Consider the following 26214-nt stretch of genomic DNA (forward strand, 5'->3'; position numbering starts at 1 on the left):
CTGGCGGGTTTTTTTATAGCCAATAAAAAGCCCGGACATGCCGGGCTGTAATAGGTTATTCGCTGGCCGTTTTTTCGGCTTTTCCGGCTAACTGCGCCAGGAAGTCGTAGCGTTTTTGCAGATCGGCGGCGGCATCTTTCCACAGTTGCTCGGCCACTTCGGGCTGTTGGGCGTTGAGGCGACGGAAGCGTTGCTCCTGCATCAACGTTTCTGCCAGCGCATCTGACGGTGGCCTGGAGTCCAGCGCCAGCGGCAGTTTACCCTCATCGGCACGACGCGGGTCGAAGCGGTACAGCGGCCAGAAGCCGGTGGCCGTCAGCTGGCGCATCTGATCGTGACTCAGCGCCAGATCGTAGCCATGCTCCTCGCAAGGGCTGTAGGCGATAATCAGCGATGGGCCAGGATAAGCTTCTGCCTCCTGAATCGCTTTCACCGTCTGATTGAGCTGCGCCCCTAGCGAGATCTGCGCCACATACACATGACCGTACATCATCATGCTGACCCCCAAATCTTTGCGCGCCTTACGTTTACCGTGCTCGCCAAATTTGGTTACCGCCCCCAGCGGAGTGGCTTTTGACGCCTGGCCGCCGGTGTTGGAGTAACATTGGGTATCCAGCACCAGAATATTGACGTTCTCGGTCAGGCTGAGAACATGATCCAGTCCGCCAAAGCCAATGTCATAGGCCCAGCCGTCACCGCCAATCAACCAGATCGATTTCTCGACCAGGGCATCGGCATCGGTTAACAGCTGTTCTGCCCCTTCCACCCCAGTCAGATGCTGGCGCAGTTCCGCCACCTGCTGGCGACGTACGTCAGGTGTCGCCTCGCTGTGCAGGGCGCTATTCAGCTCAGCCGGGATCCGGTCGGCAAACTGTTCCAGCAGTCGCATCACGCGCACACGGTGCTGATCGACCGTCAGGCGGAAGCCCAGACCAAACTCGGCGTTATCTTCAAAAAGCGAGTTCGCCCATGCTGGCCCGCGGCCATTGGCATCGGTGGTGTAAGGTGTGGATGGCAGGTTGCCGCCATAGATCGATGAACAGCCAGTGGCGTTAGCGATCAGCATCCGGTCGCCATACAGCTGGGTCAGCAGCTTGATATATGGCGTTTCGCCGCAGCCGGAACAGGCGCCGGAGTATTCGAACAGCGGGGTGATCAGCTGCGAGGTACGGATATCAATACGCTCGAGGCTGTTGCGATCGATTTCCGGCAGGTCGAGGAAGAAGTCGTAATTCACTTTCTCCTCTTCCACATGCTCAAGGCGCGACATCATATTGATGGCCTTGATCTCCGGGTTCTGGCGATCTTTCGCCGGGCAGACTTCAACGCACAGATTACAGCCGGTGCAATCTTCCGGCGCCACCTGCAGGACATATTTCTGGCCGCGCATGTCCCGGGATTTTACATCCAGCGAGTGCAGGCTGGCCGGGGCATGCTCCATCGCTTCAGGAGAGACCACTTTTGCGCGGATCGCCGAGTGCGGGCAGGCTGCCACGCAGTGGTTACACTGGGTACACAGTTCCTCTTTCCAGATCGGGATTGCCTCAGCAATATTGCGTTTTTCCCAGCGAGTGGTACCCATAGGCCAGGTACCGTCCGGCGGCAGGGCAGAGACAGGCAGGGCATCACCCAGGCCCGCCAGCATCGCAGCGGTAACGGTTTTGACAAAGTCCGGGGCAGCGTCGGAGACCACCGGTGGGCGGTTCGGGCTGTGGGCATTCACCGGCTGCAACGGCACCTCCGCCAGCGATTCCCGCGCCAGCGCCAGCGCTTGCCAGTTGCGCTCCACCAGCTCCTGGCCTTTGCTGCTATAGCTTTTGGCGATCGCCCCCTGGAGTTCCATCAGGGCGCTGTCACCCGGCAGGATTTTCGTCAGGTGGAAAAACGCCATCTGCATGACGGTGTTGATACGCGCCGCCAGGCCACATTCGCGGGCAATTTTCGCCGCATTAACGATATAGAATTTCGCCTTTTTCTGGTTCAGCACCGCCTGCACTTCCTGCGGCAGCCGCCCCCAGACTTCATCGACGCTGTACGGGGTGTTAAGCAGGAAAATGCCCCCCGGCTTCAGGCGCTCGGCCATCTGGTATTTGTCGATAAACTGCAGCTGGTGGCAACCGACGAAATCGGCCTGCGACACCAGATACGCCGAGCGGATGGGTTGCTCGCTGACACGCAAGTGAGAAACCGTCAGACCACCGGCTTTCTTCGAGTCATAGACGAAATAGCCCTGGGCATACCACGGGGTTGAGTTACCGATAATCTTGATGTTGTTCTTGGTGGCCGACACGCTGCCGTCGCTGCCCAGACCATAAAACAGCGCCTCCAGTTTCGCGGTGGAGGGCAGGGTATTTTCCGGCAGCGTCAGGGACAGATTGGTCACATCGTCATAGATGCCAACGGTGAAGCGCGGCTTCGGCTTTCCGGCGCTCAGTTCGTTGAAGATGGCCAGCACGCACTCCGGGCCAAACTCTTTTGACGACAGGCCATAACGCCCGCCAATGACCCGCGGCAGCGTCTCGCGCTCGCCGTTGTTAAAGGCTTCGGCCAGGGCGGTCATCACATCCAGATAAAGCGGCTCGGCATGCGCGCCCGGCTCTTTGGTACGATCCAGCACCGCTACCGTCCGCGCACTCTCTGGCAATACCGCCAGCAGGTGTTTTGCGGAGAACGGGCGATAAAGGCGAACTTTCAGCACACCCACTTTTTCGCCCCGGCTCAGCAGTTCATCTACCACCTCTTCACAGGTGCCAATCGCGGAACCCATGATCACAATCACGCGCTCCGCCTGCGGATGGCCATAATACTCGAACGGTTTGTACTCGCGTCCGGTAGCGGCGGCAAAATCGGCCATCGCCTGATCCACATGGTCATAAACCGCGTTGTACCACGGGTTAGTGGCCTCGCGGGACTGGAAATAGGTATCCGGGTTGGCGGAGGTGCCGCGGATCACCGGATGTTCCGGGTTCAGCGCGCGGGCGCGGTGGGCGTCAATCTCGGCCTGCGGGAGCAAACTGCGGATGGTGTCATCGGAAATCGACACAATCTTGTTGATTTCGTGCGAGGTGCGGAACCCATCGAAGAAGTGAATAAAGGGCACCCGGCTTTTCAGCGTCGCCATGTGGGAGATGAGGGCGAAATCCTGCGCCTCTTGCACGCTGCCGGAACAGAGCAGGGCGCAGCCGGTCTGGCGTACGGCCATCACGTCAGAGTGATCGCCAAAAATCGACAGCGCGTGGGTGGCGATGGTGCGCGCCGCGACGTGGAGGACGAAGGGCGTGAGCTGTCCCGCCAGCTTGTACAGCGTCGGGATCATCAGCAGCAGCCCCTGCGATGACGTAAAGGAGGTGGACAGCGCCCCGGTCTGCAACGCGCCGTGGACGGTAGCAATCGCTCCGGCTTCAGACTGCATTTCGACCACGCGAGGGACATCTCCCCAGACGTTTTTCAGCCCATTCCCGGCCCAGGCATCGGCCTGTTCAGCCATCGTTGAGCTGGGCGTAATGGGGTAGATGGCGATCACTTCACTGGTGCGAAACGCGACGGACGCAACTGCGCCATTCCCGTCAATAGTTTGCATATGACACCCTTACATTGCGCAAAAAAAGAGGGACCCGTGACACATCGGCGAGTCCTGTAATTATCTTTTTATTTTAGCAAAGGCCCGCTGAAACGATTTTCGCTTTTGTGTCCTGCTTATTAATGCCATCAATGGTTTGATCAAACTTTTGCCTGAAACTGCTCTGCAATTTCGTTGACAGCGCAGAAAACCGCGCTTCGGCTCTCGACGGCAGGGCGTGGGGTGCCTATTATGCATAGGTTTTGCAATTCAACATGGGGAGAGATTATGCGCGCAGCATTTTGGGTAGGGTGTGCCGCTTTGTTACTGTCGGCCTGCAGCAATGAACCTGTTCAGCAGGCCACCGCCGCGCACGTAGCGCCGGGTCTGAAGGCGGCAATGTCCAGTTCCGGGCAGGCAAATTGCGCTATGGTTGGCGGGGCGCTGTCCGTTGCGCGTCAGCTGGATGGTTCGGCCATCGGCATGTGTGCGCTGCCTAACGGCAAACGCTGCAGTGAACAGTCGCTTGCCGTAGGATCCTGCGGGTCTTACTGATTACTCTGCGCGTTTAAAGACCAGCGTCGTCTCTGCCGTCGCCAGGGTTAACACGTCTTCCGTCAGATCGACCTGGGTGCCGTTGCGTAGCATCGTGCCGATCGCGTGGTCCAGGTCATTGAGCTGTGGCTCGGCGCACAGTTTGCGCGTCATGGCGAGCGCTTTCACCTTCAGCTCGCCGTCCGACAGCTTGCCCTGGCCGCTGAAGCGGTTACACATCACACCTGATACTGCCAGGTCTTCACCAAAGGCGATTTCCGGCGGCGTAGTGGTCGGGTTGATGGCGGTGCCGTCAATACTTTGCAGCACAAAGCGGTGCTGCTGAAGCTGTTCTTCCTGCACGGAGGCTTTTCCTGGATTGACACAGCCTGCCAGCGCCATGCTCAGGAGTGTTACTGCGACGAGCGTTTTCATGGTTCTTCTCAATATATTCACTTCATAAATAGCTAATGCATAGTGTATTGCGCTGGCGGGGATTGTCTTGCGGGATAATCTGAAAACAGGGTGGGATGCTTAACCCTCTCCCAAGGGGGAGAGGGTTAAGGTAAGGGGGAACATACGGCTAAAGTATGGGCTCCGTTCCCCTGGCGTTTATGCGTTTATAGCGCGTTCGGACTTGCTTCACCTTTCTCCAGCTGGCTCAGGTTGCCCAGCGTGGTTTCCGAAATGCTGATCAGCGCCTCGGCGGTCAAAAATGCCTGATGCCCGGTAAACAATACGTTGTGGCAGGCCGAGAGGCGACGGAACACGTCATCCTGAATCACGTCGTTAGATTTATCTTCAAAGAACAGATCGCGTTCGTTCTCGTAGACGTCCATCCCCAGCGCGCCGATTTTTTGTGTTTTCAGTGCTTCAATGGCGGCCTGAGAGTCCACCAGGCCACCGCGGCTGGTGTTGATGATCATCACGCCATCTTTCATCTGATCAAATGCGCTCTGGTTCAGCAGATGGTAATTGTCTGCGGTGAGCGGGCAGTGCAGAGAGATAACGTCTGACTCGGCATACAGCGTCGGCAGGTCCACATACTCCACGCCCATCTCCAGTGCGGCAGCGCTCGGATAGGGGTCAAACGCCAGCAGACGCATACCAAAGCCTTTCAGGATCCGCAGCGCCGCGACCCCAATTTTACCGGTGCCGATCACCCCGGCGGTTTTACCGTACATGGTGAAACCGGTTAGGCCTTCCAGCGAGAAGTTCGCATCACGGGTACGTTGATAAGCGCGATGAATACGGCGGTTTAAGGACATCATCATGCCAATAGCATGCTCTGCCACCGCTTCCGGTGAGTAGGCCGGAACGCGTACTACCTGCAAGCCCAGCTCTTTAGCCGCGTCGAGATCGACATTGTTAAAGCCCGCGCAGCGCAGCGCGATATACTTCACGCCCTGTTTTTTTAACTCTTCCAGCACTGGACGACTGCCGTCATCGTTAACAAAAATACAGACCGCGTCGAACCCATGCGCGGTTTTCGCTGTTTTTTCGTTAAGCAGAAAGTCGAAAAATTCAAGTTCGAATCCATATCCCTCGTTAACATGTTGCAGATACTTTTTGTCGTACTGCTTTGTGCTATATACCGCGAGTTTCATAAGACTTTCTCCAGTGGTTTTGGAACTACGTTAGCATGATTAAAATAATCATACAAATTTTAAAATATTATTGAATTCAATAAGTTCTGATAATAATTTTACAACATCCCGGCACAATAACCCTATGTTCTTTAACCTGACGCGCTTTTTTGTGTAGCGCCACTCCGCTGCCAGCCGGTGAGAGGGGGAGAGCAGGCCCGGCATGATCAAATAATCCTCTTCAAAACAAGGCGATAAACAGAATTTCCTGCCGCCCCGCTCGAAATAACTATAAGCGTAACTTATAGTTTTAGGGTGGCGACTTGCTGCATCTAACCTCGGAGTTTTCAAAATGAAATCCACCGTCCAACATGTCTCTAAAGAACAACCTAAGCAGCCGCAAAAGAATCAAGATGAGCAGACCAAACAGAAACCGGGTAAATCGAAATAACCTCTCATAACAGCGTTTGACGGAGGCTTTATGGCTGATCGTCCAGATTATATTGATCCTGTTCCTGATGATGAACCGCTTCCTGGCAGTAGCGATCCGCTTCCTGGTGAAGATGATCCCCTGACTGATGATGACATCCCTGATGTCAATGACCCGCTGGATCCTGATGACCCTGACGTGATCAGAAAATAGCGTGAGAAAGCCTTTTCTAAACCGCCTCCGGGCGGTTTTTTTGTGGTCCTGAACCGGCAGGCGCAAAGCGTAAAAACGCTCACATTCAGGGTGATCGCATCTATCCTTAAACAGGCCTTCGCTTCACCTGCCTGACGAAACATGCCACACTATTCGGTACTGTCGGCTAATTTTTTCGCTAAATCAGGATATTAACTGCCCATGAGGGGTAAATACAAAGCCGCGATCGCACTGCTGCTGCTGATCATTCTTTTACCGTTGACGCTGCTGCTGACCCTTGCGCAGTGGGTTCCCACGCTTGCTGGCATCTGGCTGCCTGCCGGCACCCGGATCGCGTTTGAAAAAAGCCCACGCCTGACCCGCAACGCCCTGGTGATTGCCGATCTGCGCTACCTGGTCGAAGACTGCGAAATCGCCCGCATTGAAAACGCCACCCTCAGCCACCCGAGCCGCTGGAAAATCGACATCGCCGCGCTGGATCTCAACAGCGCCTGCCTGAGTAAAATCCCTGCGAGCGAGTCCACGCCCTCCGCACCAAAAACCCTGGCTGAATGGCAGTCGCTGCTGCCCAATACCTGGCTGACCATCGACCGCCTGACGCTTTCTCCCTGGCAGCAGTGGCAGGGAAAATTAACCGCCTCGCTGACGCCGTCGCGACAGGACATTACTTACCACGGGGATCAGTTCAGCCTGCACGGCACCCTCCGGGGACGTTCCCTGACCGTCAGCGACGTCACGCTGCATCTGCCCGACAACCCACAGCCGGTGACGCTGGTAGGGGAATTTACCCTGCCGCTGGTGCCGGACGGCCTGCCGGTGCAAGGACATGCGGAAGCGACCTTCTCGGTGCCGCAGCTTACGTCGCTGGTGGATGCCGATCTGGCGTGGCAGGACAATCAGGGTCAGCTGGTGATGGTTGAGCGGGAGAGCGGCGAGCCGTTGTTAGATCTTCCCTGGCAGATCACCCCTGAACAGCTGACCATCAGCGACGGACGCTGGCACTGGGACCAGGCCGGTATTCCCCTGAGCGGCCGCCTGGGGCTGAAGATCGACAACTGGCAACAGGGCACGGAGAACGCCGTCATCAGTGGGCGAATGAACGTTCTGACTCAGGGCGATGCCGGGAAAGGCAACGCGGTACTCACCTTTGGCCCCGGCAAGCTGAGCATGGATAACAGCGCCATGCCGCTGCAGCTCACCGGCGTTGCCAAGCAGAACGATCTCATCCTCTATGTCGGGTTGCCCGCTATGCTGACCGGGAGTCTGGCCGAGCCACGGCTGGCCTTTGCGCCAGGGGCGCTGCTGCGCTCCCGGGGCCGAATCATCGACTCCCTCAACATTGACGAGGTGCGCTGGCCGCTGGCCGGGGTGGTGCTGACCCGCAAGGGCATTGATGGTCGCCTGCAGGCCATTCTTCGCGCCCATGAACGGGAGATGGGGGATTTCACCCTGCATCTTGACGGCCGGGCCAGTGACTTCCTGCCGGACAGCGGGTTATGGCAGTGGCGCTACTGGGGAGAGGGCAACTTCACCCCAATGCAGGCCCGCTGGGACGTGGCAGGGAGAGGGGAGTGGCGTGACAGCGTGATTGAGCTTAGCGAACTCTCAACCGGGTTTGACCAACTGAAGTACGGCACCCTGCACGCCAGCGCACCGCGTATGGTGCTGGAAAGCCCGATCCGCTGGCAGCGCGATCCCGCCCGGCCACACTTTAGCGGCGCATTATCCTTTGAGGCCGGGGAAACCACCTTCACTGGCGGCAGCGTATTGCCACCCTCGACGGTCAAATTCAGTGTTGATGGCAGCGATCCGACCCTGTTCCGGTTTAAAGGCACCCTTAATGCCGAAGCGATTGGCCCGGTGCAGTTGAACGGACGCTGGGATGGGGAGCGGCTGCGTGGCCAGGCCTGGTGGCCGAAGCAGTCCCTGACCGTGTTCCAGCCGCTGATCCCGCCGGACTGGAAAATGACCCTCCGCGAAGGGGAGCTGTATGCTCAGGTCGCCTTCTCCGCAGCGGCCGACCAGGGCTTTGAGGCCGGTGGGCATGGCGTGGTAAAAAGTGGCAGCGTCTGGATGCCGGACAACAAAATCAATGGTGTTGATTTCGTCTTACCGTTCCGCTTCAGCCAGGGCACCTGGTCGCTGGGCACCCATGGCCCGGTGACGCTGCGCATCGGCGAAGTGATCAATCAATTTACGGCCCGCAACATCACCGCCGACCTGCAGGGCGACTACCCCTGGAGCGAGGCGAATCCGCTGCTGCTCACCGACGTGAGCGTGGATCTGCTGGGCGGCAAAGTGACCATGCAGCAGCTGCGCATGCCGCAGCACGATGCGGCGCTGCTGCGGGTGAATAACATCTCCTCCAGCGAGCTGATCAGCGCAATTAATCCGAAACAGTTCGCTATGTCCGGGCCGTTCAGCGGGGCGCTGCCGTTCTGGCTGGACAACAATAAATGGATCATCAAAGATGGCTGGCTGACGAATTCAGGGCCGATGACCCTGCGTCTCGACAAAGACACGGCCGATGCGCTGGTCGAAGATAACAGTGCGGCAGGGGCGATTAACTGGCTTCGCTATATGGAAATTTCGCAGTCGTGGACGAAACTCAATTTAGATAACCTGGGTGAATTAACCCTGGCGTCGACAATCCGCGGCGCCAGCCGCGTCGAGGGCCAGACTCAGGCGGTCAACCTCAACTATACCCATCAGGAGAACCTGTTTACCCTCTGGCGCAGCCTGCGTTTTGGCGACAATCTGCAGACCTGGCTGGAGCAACACGCAGCATTACCGGATAACCGCTGCCCGACAGGCAAGGAATGTAAGGAACAACCATGAAAAAGCTGGCCGGTGGGTTCACCGCGATTGTGATCCTGACGCTGACAGGCTGTACGCCGAGGATCGAAGTGGCGGCGTCGAAAGAGCCGATCACCATCAACATGAACGTCAAAATTGAACATGAAATCCATATCAAAGTGGATAAAGACGTAGAGACGCTGCTGAAATCACGCAGCGATCTGTTCTGAGGCTGCCATGAGAAAACTTATCCCGCTGATGATATTGACGCTGGGGCTGTGCGCACCCGCGCTGGCGTTGACCCTCAACGAGGCCCGCAGTGCTGGTCGGGTCGGCGAAACCCTGAGTGGTTATATTGCGCCGCGCAGTCATGATCGCGAAACCCTGGCGCTGGTGGAGCAGATCAATAAAGCCCGCACCGACAGCTATCAGCAGCTTGCCGACAGCAATAACATTCCGGTGGATGAAGTGGCAAAAATGGCCGGGACAAAGCTGGTGGCGCGCGCTAACCCCGGCGAATATGTCCAGGGGATCAACGGCAAGTGGATGCAGAAATGATCAGCGGTGGCGTTTACGGTATTCGCCCGGCGAAACCCCAAAACGCTGCTTAAAAGCCGTGGAGAAGTGGCTGTGATCGGTAAATCCCCAGCTGTAACCAATGCCCGCCAGCTTTTCGTCGTCGCGGGTGCTGCGCAGCATCTGCGCACAGAGATCCAGACGACGATTTTTGATGTACTGCGCCACCACCAGCCCCTTCTCGGCAAACATCCGGTACAGACTCCGCACTGACATGCCACACTCCGAGGCGATCCACTCCGGGCGCAGGTGTTCGGCCTGAATATGATCGTCAATCAGGGTCAGCACGTTAGTGAACTGACGCGCCTTGCGCGGCTGCACGCTTTCCCGCTGCTGCAACACCGGGCGCAGCAGGCAGACCATCGCTTCCAGCGCGGCTTCGCTTTCGGTTTCGCTTAATGCCGGGTTGTTCATGCTGTCCTGCAGCAGACGGTAGCTGAGCTGGACGGTAGGCAGGCTGTGGGAGAGTTTCTGCGCGCAGCTGACTTCCTGAAAACGAAAGTGTTGCTCGAGGATCTGACGCGGCAGCAGGAGCGAGATCTGACGTGATTTTTCCGGCCAGTAGATCGAGCAAGGGCGGGAGGCGTCAATCAGCGTGATGTCCCCCGCGTTCAGCACAATCTGCCGGTCGTCCTGCTCCAGCCCCGCTTCGCCTTCCAGCTGAAACACGGTATAGAACCAGGCATCGTTGCTGTTTTTGATCTCCTGACGGGTGCGAAACAGGTTTACGCCGCCCGCGGTAACGGTGCTGAGTTTCAGGTTGCCGGTCCAGGTCGCGTCCAGCTCGCCATAAAATTCGCCGGTCATGGGCCGGGCGGCAAAACTGCCGCAAACCTGGTTAATCTGCGCCAGCCAGCGCTGGTAGTTGTCCTGTTCATTTGCACGCATGTCATACCCGCTACGTCGTCAATGTTTAAACATTGTTGCATTTATGTTTCGAATTACCCGTGACATGGGGCGAAATATAGGCAAGAACTGCGCTGCACGACAGAGCGAAACGGCGGTATTGTCGCGTTTTGCGGTGCCTGTCACAGCCGACAAAGCGAATGTCACAGAGATAAAAGCGCAATCTGCAAAGCCATCTTAGACTGCGTTGACACCCTGCGAATAATAAGGAATCGCTATGTCTGATACACAGGTCGCCGTACTGCACAGCGTGCAGCAATTTCTGGATCGCCAGCATGGCCTCTGGATTGAAGGACGCCAGTCCGCCTCCGACAGCGAGAAGCGTCTGGAGATTTTTAACCCGGCCACCGGCCAGGTGATTGCCTCCACGGCTGATGCCAGCGCGCAGGATGTGGATCGCGCGGTGATGTCCGGCTGGCGCGCCTTTGTCGCCCGCAGCTGGTCGGGAAAACTGCCTGCGGAACGTGAACGTATTCTGCTGCGTTTTGCCGATCTGGTGGAGCAGCACACCGAAGAACTGGCCCAGCTCGAAACGCTGGAGCAGGGTAAATCCATTAACATCTCCCGCGCCTTTGAAGTGGGCTGCACCCTTAACTGGATGCGCTACACCGCCGGGCTGACGACGAAAATTTCGGGCAAGACGCTGGATCTTTCCATTCCGATGCCGCAGGGCGCCCGCTATCAGGCGTGGACCCGTAAAGAGCCTATCGGCGTGGTGGCCGGGATCGTGCCGTGGAACTTCCCGCTGCTGATCGGCATGTGGAAAGTGATGCCCGCCCTGGCGGCAGGCTGTTCAATCGTTATCAAACCTTCTGAAACCACGCCACTGACCCTGCTGCGCGTGGCGGAACTGGCAAGTGAGGCCGGGATCCCGGACGGCGTCTTCAACGTGGTGACCGGCAGCGGTGCCGTGTGTGGTGCCGCCCTGACCACCCATCCGCATATCGCCAAAGTGAGCTTTACCGGCTCGACCGCCACTGGCAAACAGATTGCACGCGCCGCGGCCGATCGGCTGATGGGCGTGACTCTGGAACTGGGGGGTAAAAACCCGGCTATCGTTCTGAAAGACGCGGATCCGTCGTGGGTTGTTGAAGGACTGATGACCGGCAGCTTCCTGAACCAGGGCCAGGTCTGTGCGGCAAGCTCGCGGATTTATATCGAAGCCCCGCTGTTTGATACTGTGGTCAGTGGTTTTGAGCAGGCGGTGAAATCCCTGAGCGTCGGCCCGGGCATGTCCCAGGAGGCGCACATTAACCCGCTGGTGTCCCGCGCCCACTGTGACAAAGTGCAGACCTTCCTCGACGAGGCGCAGTCACGTCAGGCTGAGCTTATCACCGGTAATCATGGCCCGAACGGCGAGGGTTACTACGTTTCGCCAACGCTGGTGGTCAACCCGGATGCCAGTCTGCGCCTGACCCGCGAAGAGGTGTTTGGTCCGGTGGTGAACCTGGTGCGCGTCGCCGACGGTGAAGAGGCGCTGCGCCTGGCGAACGACACCGAATACGGCCTGACCGCCAGCGTCTGGACGCAAAACATCAGCCAGGCCCTGGAGTACACCGATCGCCTGCAGGCCGGCACCGTGTGGGTCAACAGCCATACCCTGATCGACGCCAACCTGCCGTTCGGCGGCATGAAGCAGTCCGGCACCGGCCGCGATTTCGGCCCGGACTGGCTGGATGGCTGGTGTGAAACCAAGTCGGTGTGCGTGCGGTATTAGGTAAAAGCAAAACGGTCACCGAGGTGACCGTTTTTAGTTTTTGCACTCTCTGCCCGTGGGAGAAGACCGGGGCGAGGGTATCAGGCCGCAGCGATTTCCCCTCACCCTAACCCTCTCCCCAAAGGGGAGAGGGGACAGACCGTGCGCGGTGTGGTTTTCTCCCTCTCCTTGTGGAAGAGGGAACAGACCGTGCGCGGTGTGGTTTTCTCCTTCTCCTTGTAGAAGAGGGAACAGACCGTGCGCGGTGTGGTTTTCTCCCTCTCCTTGTGGAAGAGGGAACAGACCGTGCGCAGTGTGGTTTGCACCCTCTCCCTGTGGGAGAGGGCCGGGGTGAGGGCATCAGGCCGCACAATGCCCGTTGTTAGCCGCCACCCGACAATGCAAACCGCACAGGCACAAATAAGCCGGGCATCTGCCCTGATGCCAGACAGTTAAACGCTTCGGTATTTCTCAATGACTGAAGTGGAAGAGTTCCATTCACTAAAATACCTCTGCTTTATGCCCCTTCCGCTGCGGTCAACGCTTCGGCGATTTTCAGCCGGACTCTTCCCCCTCATGCTTCTCAGTCGCCTGAATGTGGCACCGGTGTTGAGTCCCCGCTGAAACCGGCGAACCGGAGACCGGATGACAAGGGCTGGACGCCAGGGATGGCGGCCAGAGGCGAATCGAGACAGGATGTCGAGTTGAGCCGACCGCAGGCAGGCGGTCGGGAGGTGAGCGCAGTGCGAAGCACCGGTTTCATTGCGGGGCCGCGGGGATTGACAAGGGGGGCCCGGCGGCCCCCCTTGTCACGTTCACGGGTTGTGTAATGCCATGTTCTAATGAACATGAGGTGAACGGAACAATCCGCCGGGCTTAACTGACTGGCATTAAGGTAATCTGCCGGGCTTAACTGACGGGCATTAAGGTAATCCGCCCGGCGTTTTAACGCTTACTGCGCCTCTTTCTTCTTACCCAACGACGGCGTTTCGTCGAAGAAGTTCCAGGGTTTGAGCAGGGTATGGACCCACTCGGTCGGCATGATTGGCCACTCCTCCGCACGGGCCACGTGCGTAGTCCCCGTGGTCATCCACACGACGTCATCCTGGTTATCCAGCGATTCATTATCCTTGCTGAACTGGCCCAGCCCCTTATCTTGGGCGGAGCGGTTCGGGAATTTGCCTTCCGGGTACATCTCGTTTGGATGGTAGCGGGTCACCCACAGCTGTTTATCCATAAAGCTCAGGCGATGATAGATCCACTCATCCGGGGCAAATTTGGCGCCGGTCGCCACCGGGTGCGTACCGCCTGCATAAGGGATGATCTGGTAGGAGACCGGGTTGCCCATGCGGTTCTCTTTGCTGGTGTTGCTCAGCAGACGAATGGTGCCCGGGTCAAATTTCTGCGCGGCCTGCTGCTCAGAATCAATGTTGTACTGGTTGATCTGCAGGGTACTGGTCCGCGGGCCGCCTGCGGTATTCGGCTTCACTTCCGGGTCCATCGCCACCAGGCTGTTGCTGGTGCCATCCACGTCCAGATCCAGACGGAAGTTATAAATATGCTGGTGGGTCGTGCCGACGATGTTGTGGTCAATCAGCGTGCCGTATTTTGTATCGTCTTTCGCGCTCGGGTCGTGCATGGTTTTCGCCATCACGCCTTTCACCGCTTCGATACCGGTCGCCCCGGCATCAATGCCGATGGTGCCGTTTTCGTGGAACACCCAGTCGAAGATGTAGTCGTAGTTCCCTACGGTACTGATCCAGCGCACCACCAGCTCCCGACGCTCGGTGCTGACGTTCGGCTGATTCATCTCCTGGTGTTTATACTCCGGCCCGGCGTAGCGTTCGAAGATTGCGATGGCTCGCGGGATCTCCATAGGCGCACCGGTGTAGTCCGGGATGGTCTGATTCAGCAGCACGGCGTTGGATGGCACATCTTTGCCGCGCACCAGCGGTGAAGTAAGGGTCCCCATGCCGTAGTCGCCAGAGTCAAGATAGGCCTTGAAGTACCAGCCCACGTCCGGGTCACCGTAAGGAACGATCATTCCTCCCAGGGATCCTTCGTACATCACCTGACGTTTTTTACCGTTATCGTTGAAGGTGACGGTGGAGATAACAGGCCCGACGCGTGAGTCGAGGCTCAGGTGGAAGTCCCAGTTTTGCCAGTGGATCATATTGCCGGTGATGGTGTAGTTCTTGCCTTCCGGCTCCGTAATATCCAGTGGCTTATGGGCGACCGGTTCGCGGTCGCGGCCATCATAAGGACGCGATTGCATCGGCACCGGAACGATCGCACCTTCTTCGATTTTGACGATTTTCTTCTCGATCAGGTCAACCACCGCCACCAGGTTTTCAATCGGGTGCGCCCAGTAGTTACCGTCCCCGGTATCCAGATAGCTCACCACTTTCAGCAGGCGATCTTCCTGTTTCAGGCCATCTTTGCCGTCAAAGTAGCCGACCGTCAGCGGGGTGGTCATCACTTTGCTTGGGTCATTGATACCGCGTTTTTTCAACGCGTCGGCATACTCCTGGCTGCCGGTGACGATCTTCTGCACCGCCATAAAGTCATCCAGCAGTACCATGCCGTGGGCATCTTTGATCGGCTCCCAGTGCAGGATCTTCTTATCTTGCAAATCCACCAGCGCTTCGATAACAAATTTACCGTCCAGCATGGTGATATTCGCCTGACGCGGCGCATCCACCGCCGTGCCATTCAGCACAAAATCCCACACTTTGGCTTTTTGCGGCTCGGCTAGCGCAATCTGGGTAAAGCGGGTATTCGGTTTAAAGTCCGGCGAGGCTTTCACAATCTCGACGGCCTGTTTAATTTCATCTGCGGATAGCGCATTCAGGGGATGCGGAGTCTTTTCCACCTGGAAGGTCTGGTCGAGGCCGGACTGGAACACATCGTTAACAAAGGTATCGGAGATCCAGGCCTTGTTATCTTTTATCACTACCGGCACCTGCAAGGTCAGCGGTTTGCCGTTGACGATGGCAGTGGTCGCGCCCGGCTTCACTTTGATGAAGGCCCCGTCTTTGCTGATGGTGTAGATCTGGGCGTAGTCGTCCCATTTCACATCAGCACCAAACTCGGTCAGGGTTTTATCCAGCTCGACCATATGCGCTGCGCTACCGTGCGCCAGCGCCTGGCCTGAAAAGAGACAAGCAACGGCCAACGCCAGCACCGTTTTACGTGGAGAAAAGAGTAAGGAGCTTCCCATGATTAACCTCTGTTGTATGTGTTGTTATCCACTCGGGACCGCTGTTCTGCGCGCGGTTTATTCATTGCCAACATAGCAATAACGCTGTGCGTACCGTTTGCCTGCATTTGCCAGATGTTTTGTCAGATGTGCCAGAAGCCGGGTAACGTGCGCGACGTTACCCGGAGGGAGAGGGATCAGGCGTCAAAATCCCCGTGTTGACGTGAGACGAGGGTCAGGATGGAGTACAGGGCCACCGGCTGCTGATGCTGGTTGAAGATCTCCACCGCCCATTCGACCACACCGGTCGGTTTCTCTTCCGCCGTGCGCTGTTTCTTCAGCGTCTTGCGCTTACAGGTCAAACGCACCTGGATGGTATCGCCCGGTTTGACCGGCTCGATAAAGCGCAGGTTTTCCATACCGTAGTTAGCAATCACCGGTCCGACGCCCGCATCGACGAACAGCCCGGCTGCCGCGGAGATCAGGAAGTAACCGTGCACCACGCGCTCGCCAAAAATCGACTCCGCTGCGCCAATCTTGTCCATATGGGCGTAGAAATGATCCCCGCTCAGACAGGCAAAGTTCACGATGTCGGTCTCGGTCAGGGTGCGGCGCGGCGTCAACAGGCTGTCGCCCGGCTGTAGCTCTTCAAAGTATTTGCGGAACGGATGGACGCGGTCCTCCTGTACCTGAGCGCCACGTACCCACTGCTGGCTGATGGCGGCCAGCATGCTCGGGCTGCCCTGGATCGCGGTGCGTTGCAGATAGTGTTTCACCGCCCGCAGGCCACCCAACTCTTCGCCGCCCCCTGCGCGGCCCGGGCCACCGTGAACCAGTTGCGGCAGTGGGGAGCCGTGACCGGTAGACTCTTTGGCAGACTCTTCGTTAAGGATCTGAATACGGCCATGCGCGCGTGCGGCCCCGGCGATAAACTGACGCGCCAGGCGCAGATCGGCCGTCACCAGCGTCCCGGCGAGGCTACCTTCACCGGCCCGGGCGAGGGCCATCGCATGTTCGCGGCTCTGATACGGCATCAGGGTGGCGACCGGGCCAAAAGCTTCGGTGGCATGCACGGCCGGGGTTTCATCCGGCTGCGGGCAGAACAGCAGCGTCGGCGGGAAGAACGCCCCGGCGGCATTCAGGTCGGCTTTACCGCCGAGACGGATCTGGCAACCCGCCGTGACTAAAGCATCCACTTTCTCCTGCACGTCAGCACGCTGTTCAGCATTGACCAGCGATCCCATTTTGATGCCTTCCTGAGCCGGATCGCCATATGCCACTTTTTCCAGGCGGGCGATGAGCGCCTGGCTGACAGCCTCCACCTGCGCCTGCGGCACAATAATCCGGCGGATAGCAGTACATTTCTGTCCGGCTTTGGCCGTCATCTCACGCACCACTTCGCGGATAAACAGGGCAAATTCTGGCTGCTCTGGCGTCACGTCATCACCCAGCACGCAGCAGTTCAGGGAGTCGGCTTCCATGGTGAAGGGAATCGATTTTGCCACGATGTTCGGGTGGACGCGCAGCATCTGGCCGGTAACGGCGGAGCCCGTGAAGGTCACCACATCCTGATGATCCAGTTGGTCGAGCAGATCGCCCGCGCCGCCGCAGATGAGGCTGATCGCACCCTCAGGCACCAGGCCGCTGTCAACAATCGCTTTGACCATGGCCTGAGTCACCTGCGCGGTGGCCGTCGCCGGTTTAATGATCGCGGGCATCCCGGCAAGCCAGGTGGGCGCCAGTTTTTCCAGCATCCCCCAGCAGGGGAAGTTGAAGGCGTTGATGTGCACGGCTACGCCGGATTTAGAGGTCAGGACGTGACGCGCGGCAAAACCGCCTTCTTTTGATAGCGGGATCAGTTCATCTTCCGGCCACAGGGTGTCGTCCGGCAGTTCACGGCTGCCGAGGCTGGCGAAGGTGAACAGCGTGCCGATCCCCCCTTCGATATCGACCCAGCTGTCAGCGCGGGTCGCCCCCGTTTGCGCGGACAGGGCATAAAACACCTCTTTCTGGCTCAACAGATGTTTTGCTACCGCTTTCAGCATGGCGGCACGTTCGATAAAGGTCATGGCATGAAGTGATTCGCCGCCTTTCTCAATGGCGTAACGACGCGCGGCGGCCATATCCAGCCCTTCGCTGGTGACCTGCCAGAGGGCTTCGCCGCTGATGGCGTGCTGAATCGTGCGCTCACGGCCCCGGCCAGACTGCCAGGTGCCGGACAAAAAGCTGGCTAACTGCTGCATTTTTCTCTCCAGGTGGTTCGTGATATCGCTATAGATAGTTTGATTATGAATCATAAAAAGCAAGTGATGTTTTAATGATTTGTTAACATTGTGATCTTGTCTGACTATTCCTGCCCTTTGCTGCCCGCTATCAACGGGGGCTTAGCAAAAGGCTTGCGAGCTACATCACAAAATAAGCAAACACTCCTTGGGGTTATATTTAACCTTTGTGTAACTTTTAAGAAACGAAGTGATTCATGATTGAATGATATTTGCTTGTTAAACGAATCATAAGGGTAATGACGTGACCGAAGAACAACGCTTTGAACAGCGAATCGCGCAAGAGACGGCCATCGAGCCGCAGGACTGGATGCCTGACGCGTATCGCAAGACGCTGATCCGCCAGATTGGTCAGCATGCCCACTCTGAAATTGTCGGCATGCTGCCGGAAGGTAACTGGATCACGCGCGCCCCGACGCTGCGCCGCAAGGCCATTCTGCTGGCGAAAGTGCAGGATGAAGCCGGGCACGGTCTCTACCTCTACAGCGCAGCGGAAACGCTGGGCTGTGCCCGGGAAGACATCTACCAGAAGATGCTCGACGGCAAGATGAAATACTCCTCCATCTTCAACTACCCGACCCTGAGCTGGGCCGATATCGGCGTAATTGGCTGGCTGGTGGATGGCGCGGCCATCGTTAACCAGGTGGCGCTGTGCCGTACCTCCTACGGCCCCTACGCCCGGGCGATGGTGAAAATCTGTAAAGAAGAGAGCTTCCACCAGCGTCAGGGCTTTGAAGCCTGCATGGCCCTGGCGCAGGGCAGCGAGGCCCAGCGTCAGATGTTGCAGGACGCCATCAACCGCTTCTGGTGGCCAGCGCTGATGATGTTTGGCCCAAACGACGACAACTCGCCGAACAGCGCCCGCAGCCTGGCCTGGAAAATCAAACGTTTTGGCAATGACGAACTGCGTCAGCGCTTTGTGGACAACACCGTACCGCAGGTGGAGATGCTGGGGATGACCGTCCCGGATGCCGATCTGCACTTTGATGCCGAAAGCGGTCACTACCGTTTTGGCGAGATCGACTGGCAGGAGTTTGATGAGGTGATCAACGGACGCGGTGTCTGCAATCACGAACGCCTGGCCGCCAAGAATAAAGCCTGGGAAGAGGGGACGTGGGTGCGCGAAGCCGCCCTGGCGCACGCAGAAAAACAACACGCCCGCAAAGTCGCGTAAGGGGAATCAAGATGAGCAAAACCTACTGGCCGTTATACGAAGTGTTCGTCCGCAGCAAACAGGGTTTATCCCACCGTCACGTGGGCAGCCTGCACGCCGCCGACGATCGCATGGCGCTGGAAAACGCGCGGGATGCATACACCCGCCGCAGCGAAGGCTGCTCCATCTGGGTGGTGAAGGCGAGCGAAATCGTAGCCTCGCAGCCGGAAGAGCGCGGTGAGTTTTTCGACCCGGCGGAAAGCAAGGTCTACCGCCATCCCACTTTCTACACCATCCCTGATGGCATCGAGCACATGTGAGGTCCGGGATGAAAACGTTAACGCATTATGTTCTGCGCCTGGGTGATAACGGCCTGGTGCTCTCCCAGCGTCTGGGGGCCTGGTGTGGCCACGCCCCGGAGCTGGAGATCGACCTCGCGCTGGCCAACATCGGCCTCGACCTGCTGGGCCAGGCGCGCAACTTTTTGACCTATGCCGCCGAACTGGAAGGTGAGGGCGACGAAGATACGCTGGCCTTCCAGCGCGACGAACGTCAGTTCAGCAACCTGCTGCTGGTGGAGCAGCCGAACGGCAACTTCGCCGACACCATTGCCCGTCAGTACTTTATCGACGCCTGGCATGTGGCGCTGTTTACCCGTCTGACCCAGAGCCAGGATCGGCAGCTGGCCGCCATCGCCGCCAAATCCATTAAAGAAGCACGCTATCACCTGCGCTTTAGCCGCGGCTGGCTGGAACGTCTGGGTAACGGCACCGCGCTCTCCACGCAAAAAATGCAGCAGGCGGTTAACGACCTGTGGCGCTTCACTGCCGAACTGTTCGAAGCCGATGAGATCGACCTGGCGCTGGTGGCCGAGGGTATCGCCGTGGATCCACGCAGCCTGCGTGCCGAATGGGAAGCCGAAGTCTTTGCCGGGCTGAGCGAGGCAACGCTGAGCGTGCCGGACGAGTCGGCCTACCGCAGCGGCGGTCGTAAAGGGCTGCACACCGAACATCTGGGGCCGATGCTGGCAGAGATGCAGTATCTGCAGCGCGTCTACCCCGGCCAGCAGTGGTAACGCAGGAGATCGCCATGCAACGTTTTGCTGACCTCGCCCCCGCCGCCGTCCCGCAGATCTGGTCCCTGTTGAGCCAGATCCCGGACCCGGAGATCCCGGTGTTGACCATTACCGATTTAGGGATGGTGCGCAGCGTGACCCCACAGGGTGAAGGCTGGGCGATCGGCTTCACGCCGACCTATTCCGGCTGCCCGGCCACCGACCATCTGATGGGGGCGATACGCGACACGCTGACGGCGCATGGCTATGCACCGGTTCACATTGCCATCCAGCTGGATCCCGCGTGGACCACCGACTGGATGACGCCGGACGCCCGTGAGCGTCTGCGCCAGTACGGCATCAGCCCACCTGCCGGACACAGCTGCCATGCGCATCTGCCTGCCGGGGTAACCTGTCCACGCTGTGCCAGCACCCGCACCACTATGATCAGTGAATTTGGTTCCACGGCCTGCAAAGCGCTTTATCGCTGCGACAGCTGCCGCGAACCCTTCGATTATTTCAAATGTATTTGAGGTCGCCATGACAACGTTTCATTCCTTAACGGTGGCAAAAGTAGAACCCGAAACCCGCGATGCGGTGACCATCACCTTCGCGGTTCCCCAGACGTTGCAGGAGGCGTATCGCTTCCGTCCAGGCCAGCACCTGACGCTGAAAGCCCATCTGGCTGGCGAAGAGCTGCGCCGCTGTTACTCCATCTGCCGCAGCGTGCAGCCGGGCGAGATCAGCGTGGCGGTTAAGGCCATCGACGGCGGGCGCTTCTCGCGCTATGCCCGGGATGAGATCAAACAGGGAATGGCGCTGGATGTGATGGTACCGCAGGGCCATTTTGGCTATCAGCCGCTGGCCGAGCGGGAAGGCTGCTATCTGGCGATTGCCGCCGGTTCAGGCATCACACCGATGCTGGCCATCATCTCCAGCACGCTTAAAACCGAACCGTACAGCCAGTTCACTCTGATTTACGGCAACCGCAGCAGCCAGAGCATGATGTTCCGCCAGGCGCTGGCCGACCTGAAAGATAGCTATCCGACGCGCCTGCAGGTGGTCAACATCTTTAGTCAGGAGACGCTGGACAGCGAGCTGCTGCACGGGCGTATCGACGGCGAAAAACTGCAGGCCCTGGCAAAACACCTCATCGACTTTAGCCAGTTTGACGAAGCCTTTATCTGCGGCCCGGCGGCGATGATGGATGAAGCTGAACTGACGCTGAAAGCGCTGGGGATGCCGGAAAAATCGCTGCACCTTGAACGTTTTAACACCCCAGGCACCACGGTGAAACGTGCTCACGCCGTCCAGGCCGAGGGGCAGAAAGTGACGGTGCGCCAGGACGGACGCGACCGCCAAATCACCCTCACCGCCGATGACGAAAGCATTCTCGACGCTGCGCTGCGTCAGGGGGCCGATCTGCCTTACGCGTGTAAAGGCGGGGTCTGTGCCACCTGCAAATGCAAAGTGGTGCGCGGCAAAGTGGACATGGCCACCAACTACAGCCTGGAGCCGGATGAACTGGCGGCAGGTTACGTCCTGAGCTGCCAGGCGCTGCCGCTGACCCACGACGTCGTGGTGGACTTTGATGCGAAGGGGATGGCATGAGCGACCTGATTGTCACCCGCCACGGCCGGGTGCTGCACCTGACCCTGAATCGCCCGGCGGCCCGTAATGCACTGAATAACGCCCTGTTGAGCGAGCTGGCCGCCACCCTGGAAGCCGCTGCCTCTGACTGCGAGATTTCAGTGTGCGTGATTGCCGGTAACGAACGTTTCTTTGCCGCCGGGGCCGATCTCAATGAGATGGCCGAAAAAGATCTGGCCGCCACCCTCAACGACATTCGCCCCCAGCTGTGGGCGCGGATCAATGCCTTTAACAAACCGCTGATAGCCGCGGTTAATGGTTACGCGCTGGGTGCCGGGTGCGAGCTGGCGCTGCTGTGCGATCTGGTCATCGCCGGGGAAAACGCCCGCTTCGGTCTGCCGGAGATCACCTTAGGCATTATGCCGGGGGCTGGCGGCACGCAACGACTGATCCGCAGCGTCGGGAAATCCCTTGCCAGCAAAATGGTGTTGACCGGCGAAAGCATCACCGCCCGTCAGGCACTGGCGGCCGGGCTGGTTAGCGACGTTTATCCCGAAGCCTTAACCCTGGAATATGCCCTGCAGCAGGCGGCACTGATGGCACGCCATTCGCCGCTGGCTTTGCAGGCGGCGAAGCAGGCGTTGCGTCAGTCCCAGGAAGTGGCCCTGCAAGCCGGGCTGGCGCAGGAACGCCAGCTTTTTACGCTGCTGGCCGCCACCGACGATCGCCGGGAAGGGATCGATGCCTTCCTGCAAAAACGCACCCCCGATTTTAAAGGACGCTAACCATGGATTTCATTCTGAGTCATGTTGAGCAGGGCGTGATGACCCTCACCCTGAACCGCCCGGAGCGACTCAACAGCTTTAACGAGGAGATGCACCTGCAGCTGGCCGAGTGCCTGAAGCAGGCCGAGCGCGATGACCGCGTGCGTTGCCTGCTGGTGACCGGAGCCGGACGCGGTTTTTGCGCCGGGCAGGATCTTAACGACCGTAACGTGGACCCGAACAGCCCTGCGCCCGATCTCGGGATGTCGGTGGAGAAATTCTACAACCCGCTGGTGCGCCGTCTGGCAAAACTGCCTAAGCCGGTGATCTGTGCGGTGAACGGCGTGGCTGCCGGAGCCGGTGCCACGCTGGCGCTGGGCTGCGACATCGTGATTGCCGCGCGTTCGGTTAACTTTGTGATGGCTTTCAGCAAGCTGGGGCTGGTGCCGGATTCCGGTGGCACCTGGCTGCTGCCGCGTCTCACGGGCCGCGCCCGGGCGATGGGGCTGGCTCTGCTCGGGGAGAAGATCAGCGCTGAGCAGGCCCATGCCTGGGGAATGATCTGGCAGGTGGTGGATGATGCCGAACTGACCGACACCGCACGTCAGCTGGCGGTGCATCTGGCCTCACAGCCTACCTTTGGCTTAGGGCTTATCAAGCAGGCCATTAACGCCGCAGAAACCAACACCCTTGATGCGCAACTGGATCTGGAGCGCGACTATCAGCGCCTGGCCGGGCGCAGCGCCGACTACCGCGAAGGGGTCAGCGCTTTCCTTAACAAACGCGCGCCGCAGTTTACGGGGAAATAAGATGACGATTCATACCGTAGCGGTGATTGGTAGCGGCATCATGGGCGCAGGGATCGCCGAAGTGGCGGCCAGCCACGGGCATCCGGTGCTGGTGTATGACATCAATGCCGACGCCATCTCCCGCGCCATCGACGGGATCCGCACCCGTCTGGAATCCCGTGTGGCGCGGGGCAAGTTGAGTGGCGAGGCGTGCGAGCAGACGCTCCAGCGCCTGGTCCCGGTGACCGACATTCAGGCGCTGGCGAGGGCCGATCTGGTCATCGAAGCCGCGTCTGAGCAGATGGCGGTCAAAAAAGCGTTGTTTGCCCAACTGGCAGAGATCTGCCCGGCCAAAACCCTGCTGACCAGCAACACCTCGTCAATTTCGCTTACCGCGATTGCCGCGGACCTGAGCCACCCCGAACGCGTGGCCGGGCTGCACTTTTTTAACCCGGCACCGGTGATGAAGCTGGTGGAAGTGGTGAGCGGGCTGGCGACCTCGGAAGTGGTGGTTGAGCAACTGAGCGCGCTGGCGGTGAAATGGGGTAAACAGCCGGTGCGCTGCCAGTCCACGCCGGGCTTTATCGTTAACCGCGTGGCGCGTCCGTACTACGCCGAGGCCTGGCGCGCGCTCGAAGAGCAGGTTGCCGCCCCGGAAACGATCGATGCCGCGCTGCGTGAAGGTGCGGGCTTCCCGATGGGGCCGCTGGAGCTGACCGACATGATCGGCCAGGACGTGAACTTCGCCGTCACCTGTTCAGTATTCAACGCCTTCTGGCAGGAGCGCCGTTTCCTGCCGTCACTGGTACAGCAGGAGCTGGTGCTGGCCGGGCGCTTCGGCAAAAAGAGCGGCCAGGGGGTCTACAACTGGCGCAGCGACAGGCCTGCGGCAAGCTGGCTGGAGACCGTCAGCGACGCGGACAGCGCCATAAGCGTGCAGAGAAGAAGTGACGGTGTCACCGAAATAGATGGCCTGCTGCTGATTGAGACCCAGGGCGAAACCGCCCAGGCACTGGCGAACCGTTACGGTCAGCCCGTGGTGGTGTGCGATCGTCAGGAAGGGGATGTCGCGGTGATCGCCGTTGCCGCCAGCAACCCGGCCTCTGCCAACCGCAAAGCGGTGTGGCATCTGCAGCAGCAGGGCAAGCGCGTGTTGCAGGTAGCCGATTATCCCGGCCTGCTGATCTGGCGCACGGTGGCGATGATCGTCAATGAAGCGCTCGACGCCCTGCAAAAAGGGGTCGCCAGCGAACAGGATATCGATACCGCTATGCGCCTCGGGGTGAACTATCCGCGCGGCCCGCTGGCCTGGGGAGAACAGCTTGGCTGGCAGCGTCTGCTACGCCTTCTGGAAAACCTGCAACGTCACTACGGTGAAGAGCGTTACCGTCCGTCGTCCCTGCTGCGCCAGCGCGCGCTTCTGGAGAGTAGCTATGAGTCATAACGCCTGGCGCAACGCCCGCGCCATGTATGAAAACGATGCCTGCGCCCAGGCCTATGGCATCGACATTATTGAGATGGATGAGGGCGTCGCAGTCCTGACCATGACCGTCACGCCACAGATGCTTAACGGCCATAAGAGCTGCCACGGCGGCCAGCTCTTTACCCTCGCGGATACCGCCTTCGCCTACGCCTGCAACAGCCAGGGGCTGGCTGCGGTGGCCTCGGGCTGCACCATCGATTTTGTTCGCCCGGCCTTTGCCCAGGACAAACTCACTGCCACCGCGCAGGTGCGTCATCAGGGGAAACAGACCGGCGTGTATGACATCGAAATTGTTAACCAAGAGCACAAAACCGTTGCCCTGTTCCGTGGGAAATCCCACCGCATCGGCGGCACTATTACAGGAGAAGCATGATGCGTGACGCCTTTATTTGTGACGGGATCCGTACCCCCATTGGCCGTTATGCCGGGGCATTGTCTGGCGTGCGCGCAGACGATCTGGGCGCGATCCCCCTGCGCGAGCTATTGCTGCGTAATCCGGGTCTGGATGCGGAACGTATTGATGACGTGATTTTTGGCTGCGCGAACCAGGCGGGGGAAGACAACCGCAACGTGGCGCGGATGTCCCTCCTGTTAGCCGGGCTGCCGCAGACCGTTTCCGGCACCACCCTGAACCGCCTCTGCGGTTCCGGTCTGGATGCGCTGGGCTTTGCCGCCCGCGCTATCCGCGCCGGTGATGGCGACCTGATGATTGCCGGTGGCGTGGAGTCCATGTCCCGCGCGCCTTTCGTGATGGGCAAAGCCACCAGCGCTTTCCAGCGCCAGAATGAAATTTTCGATACCACCATTGGCTGGCGTTTTGTGAACCCGCTCATGGCGCAGCAATTTGGTACTGACAGCATGCCGGAAACGGCAGAGAATGTAGCAGAATTGTTACGGATTTCCCGTGAAGACCAGGATGCCTTCGCGTTCCGCAGCCAGCAGCGTACCGCCCGGGCGCAGGCCAACGGCATCCTGGCCCAGGAGATCGTGCCGGTCATGGTTAAAGGCAAAAAAGGGGCCGTTACCGAAGTGGTGCATGACGAACACCTGCGCCCGGACACCACGCTGGAGATGCTGGCCGGGCTGAAAGCCCCGTTCCGCGCCAATGGTGTAGTGACCGCAGGCAATGCCTCTGGTGTAAACGACGGTGCCGCGGCGCTGATTATCGCCAGTGAAGAGATGGCGGCGGCGCAGGGGTTAACCCCACGTACCCGCATTGTGGCGATGGCGACCGCCGGTGTCGAGCCGCGTCTGATGGGACTCGGCCCCGTCCCGGCAACCCGCCGCGTGCTGGAGCGCGCTGGCCTGAGCATAACTGATATGGACGTTATCGAACTGAACGAAGCCTTTGCTTCGCAGGCGCTGGGCGTGCTGCGCGAGCTGGGGCTGCCGGACGATGCTCCGCATGTTAACCCCAACGGTGGCGCTATTGCCCTGGGCCACCCGCTGGGCATGAGCGGGGCGCGTCTGGCGCTGGCCGCCAGCAACGAGCTGCATCGTCGTAAAGGGCGTTATGCGCTCTGTACGATGTGCATTGGTGTCGGTCAGGGCATTGCCATGATCCTTGAGCGTGTCTGAACAATTATAAAAATGTGAGTACCCTAC

22 protein-coding genes are annotated in these 26214 nt (G+C 59.1%); 16 read left to right on the top strand and 6 right to left on the bottom strand.

The features are described 5' to 3' along the window. Positions 1–55: 55 nt before the first annotated feature. The gene (gene nifJ / locus ABIE02_RS17830; protein ID WP_117385539.1) at positions 56–3580 is read right to left on the bottom strand and encodes a pyruvate:ferredoxin (flavodoxin) oxidoreductase; all 3525 of its coding nucleotides are present in this window, start codon (positions 3578–3580) and stop codon (positions 56–58) included. 267 nt (positions 3581–3847) lie between these two features. Here nifJ and ABIE02_RS17835 point away from each other — a divergent pair, with 267 nt between their 5' ends. Beyond that, the gene (locus ABIE02_RS17835; protein WP_032611070.1) at positions 3848–4114 is read left to right on the top strand and encodes a putative hemolysin; all 267 of its coding nucleotides are present in this window, start codon (positions 3848–3850) and stop codon (positions 4112–4114) included. On the opposite strand, the gene hslJ is transcribed toward ABIE02_RS17835, so the two are convergent. After that, positions 4115–4528 carry a heat shock protein HslJ gene (hslJ, locus tag ABIE02_RS17840; RefSeq protein ID WP_032611069.1) on the bottom strand — a complete coding sequence of 138 codons (414 nt, stop codon included), beginning with the start codon at positions 4526–4528 and terminating at the stop codon, positions 4115–4117. 185 nt (positions 4529–4713) lie between these two features. Further along, the gene (locus ABIE02_RS17845; protein ID WP_032611068.1) at positions 4714–5700 is read right to left on the bottom strand and encodes a 2-hydroxyacid dehydrogenase; all 987 of its coding nucleotides are present in this window, start codon (positions 5698–5700) and stop codon (positions 4714–4716) included. Positions 5701–6160: 460 nt separating this feature from the next. On the opposite strand from ABIE02_RS17845, the gene ABIE02_RS17850 reads away from it, so the two are divergent. The 4 genes from ABIE02_RS17850 to ABIE02_RS17865 all read left to right on the top strand — a co-directional run bounded on the left by ABIE02_RS17850 (position 6161) and on the right by ABIE02_RS17865 (position 9676). Next, positions 6161–6322, top strand: a complete 162-nt coding sequence (locus ABIE02_RS17850; RefSeq protein WP_164529851.1) for a hypothetical protein — start codon at positions 6161–6163, stop codon at positions 6320–6322. 201 nt (positions 6323–6523) lie between these two features. Further along, positions 6524–9160: a YdbH family protein gene (locus tag ABIE02_RS17855; RefSeq protein WP_336994544.1), complete on the top strand. Its 2637-nt coding sequence runs from the start codon at positions 6524–6526 to the stop codon at positions 9158–9160. Then, positions 9157–9348, top strand: a complete 192-nt coding sequence (locus ABIE02_RS17860; protein ID WP_059307766.1) for a YnbE family lipoprotein — start codon at positions 9157–9159, stop codon at positions 9346–9348. Before ABIE02_RS17855 ends, ABIE02_RS17860 begins: the two co-directional genes overlap by 4 nt. A 7-nt stretch (positions 9349–9355) precedes the next feature. Continuing rightward, positions 9356–9676: a YdbL family protein gene (locus ABIE02_RS17865; protein WP_059307767.1), complete on the top strand. Its 321-nt coding sequence runs from the start codon at positions 9356–9358 to the stop codon at positions 9674–9676. Here the strand turns inward: ABIE02_RS17865 and feaR are convergent, their stop codons facing one another. Further along, positions 9677–10582 (bottom strand): transcriptional regulator FeaR, encoded by a 906-nt coding sequence (gene feaR, locus ABIE02_RS17870; RefSeq protein WP_059307768.1) that lies wholly within the window; start codon positions 10580–10582, stop codon positions 9677–9679. A gap of 235 nt (positions 10583–10817) precedes the next feature. Between feaR and ABIE02_RS17875 the strand changes: the two genes are divergently transcribed. Beyond that, positions 10818–12317: an aldehyde dehydrogenase family protein gene (locus ABIE02_RS17875; protein ID WP_336994545.1), complete on the top strand. Its 1500-nt coding sequence runs from the start codon at positions 10818–10820 to the stop codon at positions 12315–12317. A gap of 931 nt (positions 12318–13248) precedes the next feature. Here the strand turns inward: ABIE02_RS17875 and tynA are convergent. Beyond that, entirely contained in the window at positions 13249–15516 is a 2268-nt protein-coding gene (gene tynA, locus ABIE02_RS17880; RefSeq protein WP_117385543.1) for a primary-amine oxidase, read from the bottom strand. Positions 15517–15692: 176 nt separating this feature from the next. After that, the gene (gene paaZ / locus ABIE02_RS17885) at positions 15693–17738 is read right to left on the bottom strand and encodes a phenylacetic acid degradation bifunctional protein PaaZ (RefSeq protein ID WP_336994546.1); all 2046 of its coding nucleotides are present in this window, start codon (positions 17736–17738) and stop codon (positions 15693–15695) included. Positions 17739–18021: 283 nt separating this feature from the next. Here paaZ and paaA point away from each other — a divergent pair, with 283 nt between their 5' ends. The 10 genes from paaA to pcaF are packed head-to-tail and all read left to right on the top strand — an operon-like array spanning position 18022 to position 26187. After that, positions 18022–18951, top strand: coding sequence for a 1,2-phenylacetyl-CoA epoxidase subunit PaaA (gene paaA, locus ABIE02_RS17890; RefSeq protein WP_059307771.1), 930 nt, complete (start codon positions 18022–18024; stop codon positions 18949–18951). A gap of 11 nt (positions 18952–18962) precedes the next feature. Beyond that, complete coding sequence (gene paaB / locus ABIE02_RS17895; RefSeq protein WP_032611057.1) at positions 18963–19250, top strand: 1,2-phenylacetyl-CoA epoxidase subunit PaaB; 288 nt, start codon at positions 18963–18965, stop codon at positions 19248–19250. 8 nt (positions 19251–19258) lie between these two features. Beyond that, positions 19259–20005, top strand: coding sequence for a 1,2-phenylacetyl-CoA epoxidase subunit PaaC (gene paaC, locus ABIE02_RS17900; RefSeq protein ID WP_032611056.1), 747 nt, complete (start codon positions 19259–19261; stop codon positions 20003–20005). Positions 20006–20019: 14 nt separating this feature from the next. Next, the gene (gene paaD / locus ABIE02_RS17905) at positions 20020–20517 is read left to right on the top strand and encodes a 1,2-phenylacetyl-CoA epoxidase subunit PaaD (RefSeq protein WP_032611055.1); all 498 of its coding nucleotides are present in this window, start codon (positions 20020–20022) and stop codon (positions 20515–20517) included. 7 nt (positions 20518–20524) lie between these two features. Further along, the gene (gene paaE, locus ABIE02_RS17910) at positions 20525–21595 is read left to right on the top strand and encodes a 1,2-phenylacetyl-CoA epoxidase subunit PaaE (protein WP_336994547.1); all 1071 of its coding nucleotides are present in this window, start codon (positions 20525–20527) and stop codon (positions 21593–21595) included. Beyond that, complete coding sequence (gene paaF, locus ABIE02_RS17915) at positions 21592–22359, top strand: 2,3-dehydroadipyl-CoA hydratase PaaF (protein WP_164540510.1); 768 nt, start codon at positions 21592–21594, stop codon at positions 22357–22359. The genes paaE and paaF overlap by 4 nt, the downstream gene beginning before the upstream one ends. Before the next feature lie 2 nt (positions 22360–22361). Continuing rightward, positions 22362–23147 (top strand): 2-(1,2-epoxy-1,2-dihydrophenyl)acetyl-CoA isomerase PaaG, encoded by a 786-nt coding sequence (gene paaG / locus ABIE02_RS17920; protein WP_032611052.1) that lies wholly within the window; start codon positions 22362–22364, stop codon positions 23145–23147. 1 nt (position 23148) lies between these two features. Next, positions 23149–24570: a 3-hydroxyacyl-CoA dehydrogenase PaaH gene (gene paaH, locus ABIE02_RS17925; protein WP_336994548.1), complete on the top strand. Its 1422-nt coding sequence runs from the start codon at positions 23149–23151 to the stop codon at positions 24568–24570. After that, complete coding sequence (paaI, locus tag ABIE02_RS17930; protein WP_032611049.1) at positions 24560–24982, top strand: hydroxyphenylacetyl-CoA thioesterase PaaI; 423 nt, start codon at positions 24560–24562, stop codon at positions 24980–24982. The genes paaH and paaI overlap by 11 nt, the downstream gene beginning before the upstream one ends. Continuing rightward, positions 24982–26187 (top strand): 3-oxoadipyl-CoA thiolase, encoded by a 1206-nt coding sequence (gene pcaF / locus ABIE02_RS17935; protein WP_032611048.1) that lies wholly within the window; start codon positions 24982–24984, stop codon positions 26185–26187. Before paaI ends, pcaF begins: the two co-directional genes overlap by 1 nt. Positions 26188–26214 lie beyond the last annotated feature (27 nt).

This window comes from Leclercia sp. 1548, assembly GCF_050435045.1.
In the GTDB taxonomy this organism is placed as follows: domain Bacteria; phylum Pseudomonadota; class Gammaproteobacteria; order Enterobacterales; family Enterobacteriaceae; genus Enterobacter; species Enterobacter adecarboxylatus.

Coding starts and splice junctions, on each gene's coding strand:
- nifJ (WP_117385539.1), bottom strand. CDS start 3,580: ATGCAAACTATTGACGGGAATGGCGCAGTTGCGTCCGTCGCGTTTCGC.
- ABIE02_RS17835 (WP_032611070.1), top strand. CDS start 3,848: ATGCGCGCAGCATTTTGGGTAGGGTGTGCCGCTTTGTTACTGTCGGCC.
- hslJ (WP_032611069.1), bottom strand. CDS start 4,528: ATGAAAACGCTCGTCGCAGTAACACTCCTGAGCATGGCGCTGGCAGGC.
- ABIE02_RS17845 (WP_032611068.1), bottom strand. CDS start 5,700: ATGAAACTCGCGGTATATAGCACAAAGCAGTACGACAAAAAGTATCTG.
- ABIE02_RS17850 (WP_164529851.1), top strand. CDS start 6,161: ATGGCTGATCGTCCAGATTATATTGATCCTGTTCCTGATGATGAACCG.
- ABIE02_RS17855 (WP_336994544.1), top strand. CDS start 6,524: ATGAGGGGTAAATACAAAGCCGCGATCGCACTGCTGCTGCTGATCATT.
- ABIE02_RS17860 (WP_059307766.1), top strand. CDS start 9,157: ATGAAAAAGCTGGCCGGTGGGTTCACCGCGATTGTGATCCTGACGCTG.
- ABIE02_RS17865 (WP_059307767.1), top strand. CDS start 9,356: ATGAGAAAACTTATCCCGCTGATGATATTGACGCTGGGGCTGTGCGCA.
- feaR (WP_059307768.1), bottom strand. CDS start 10,582: ATGCGTGCAAATGAACAGGACAACTACCAGCGCTGGCTGGCGCAGATT.
- ABIE02_RS17875 (WP_336994545.1), top strand. CDS start 10,818: ATGTCTGATACACAGGTCGCCGTACTGCACAGCGTGCAGCAATTTCTG.
- tynA (WP_117385543.1), bottom strand. CDS start 15,516: ATGGGAAGCTCCTTACTCTTTTCTCCACGTAAAACGGTGCTGGCGTTG.
- paaZ (WP_336994546.1), bottom strand. CDS start 17,738: ATGCAGCAGTTAGCCAGCTTTTTGTCCGGCACCTGGCAGTCTGGCCGG.
- paaB (WP_032611057.1), top strand. CDS start 18,963: ATGAGCAAAACCTACTGGCCGTTATACGAAGTGTTCGTCCGCAGCAAA.
- paaC (WP_032611056.1), top strand. CDS start 19,259: ATGAAAACGTTAACGCATTATGTTCTGCGCCTGGGTGATAACGGCCTG.
- paaD (WP_032611055.1), top strand. CDS start 20,020: ATGCAACGTTTTGCTGACCTCGCCCCCGCCGCCGTCCCGCAGATCTGG.
- paaE (WP_336994547.1), top strand. CDS start 20,525: ATGACAACGTTTCATTCCTTAACGGTGGCAAAAGTAGAACCCGAAACC.
- paaF (WP_164540510.1), top strand. CDS start 21,592: ATGAGCGACCTGATTGTCACCCGCCACGGCCGGGTGCTGCACCTGACC.
- paaG (WP_032611052.1), top strand. CDS start 22,362: ATGGATTTCATTCTGAGTCATGTTGAGCAGGGCGTGATGACCCTCACC.
- paaH (WP_336994548.1), top strand. CDS start 23,149: ATGACGATTCATACCGTAGCGGTGATTGGTAGCGGCATCATGGGCGCA.
- paaI (WP_032611049.1), top strand. CDS start 24,560: ATGAGTCATAACGCCTGGCGCAACGCCCGCGCCATGTATGAAAACGAT.
- pcaF (WP_032611048.1), top strand. CDS start 24,982: ATGCGTGACGCCTTTATTTGTGACGGGATCCGTACCCCCATTGGCCGT.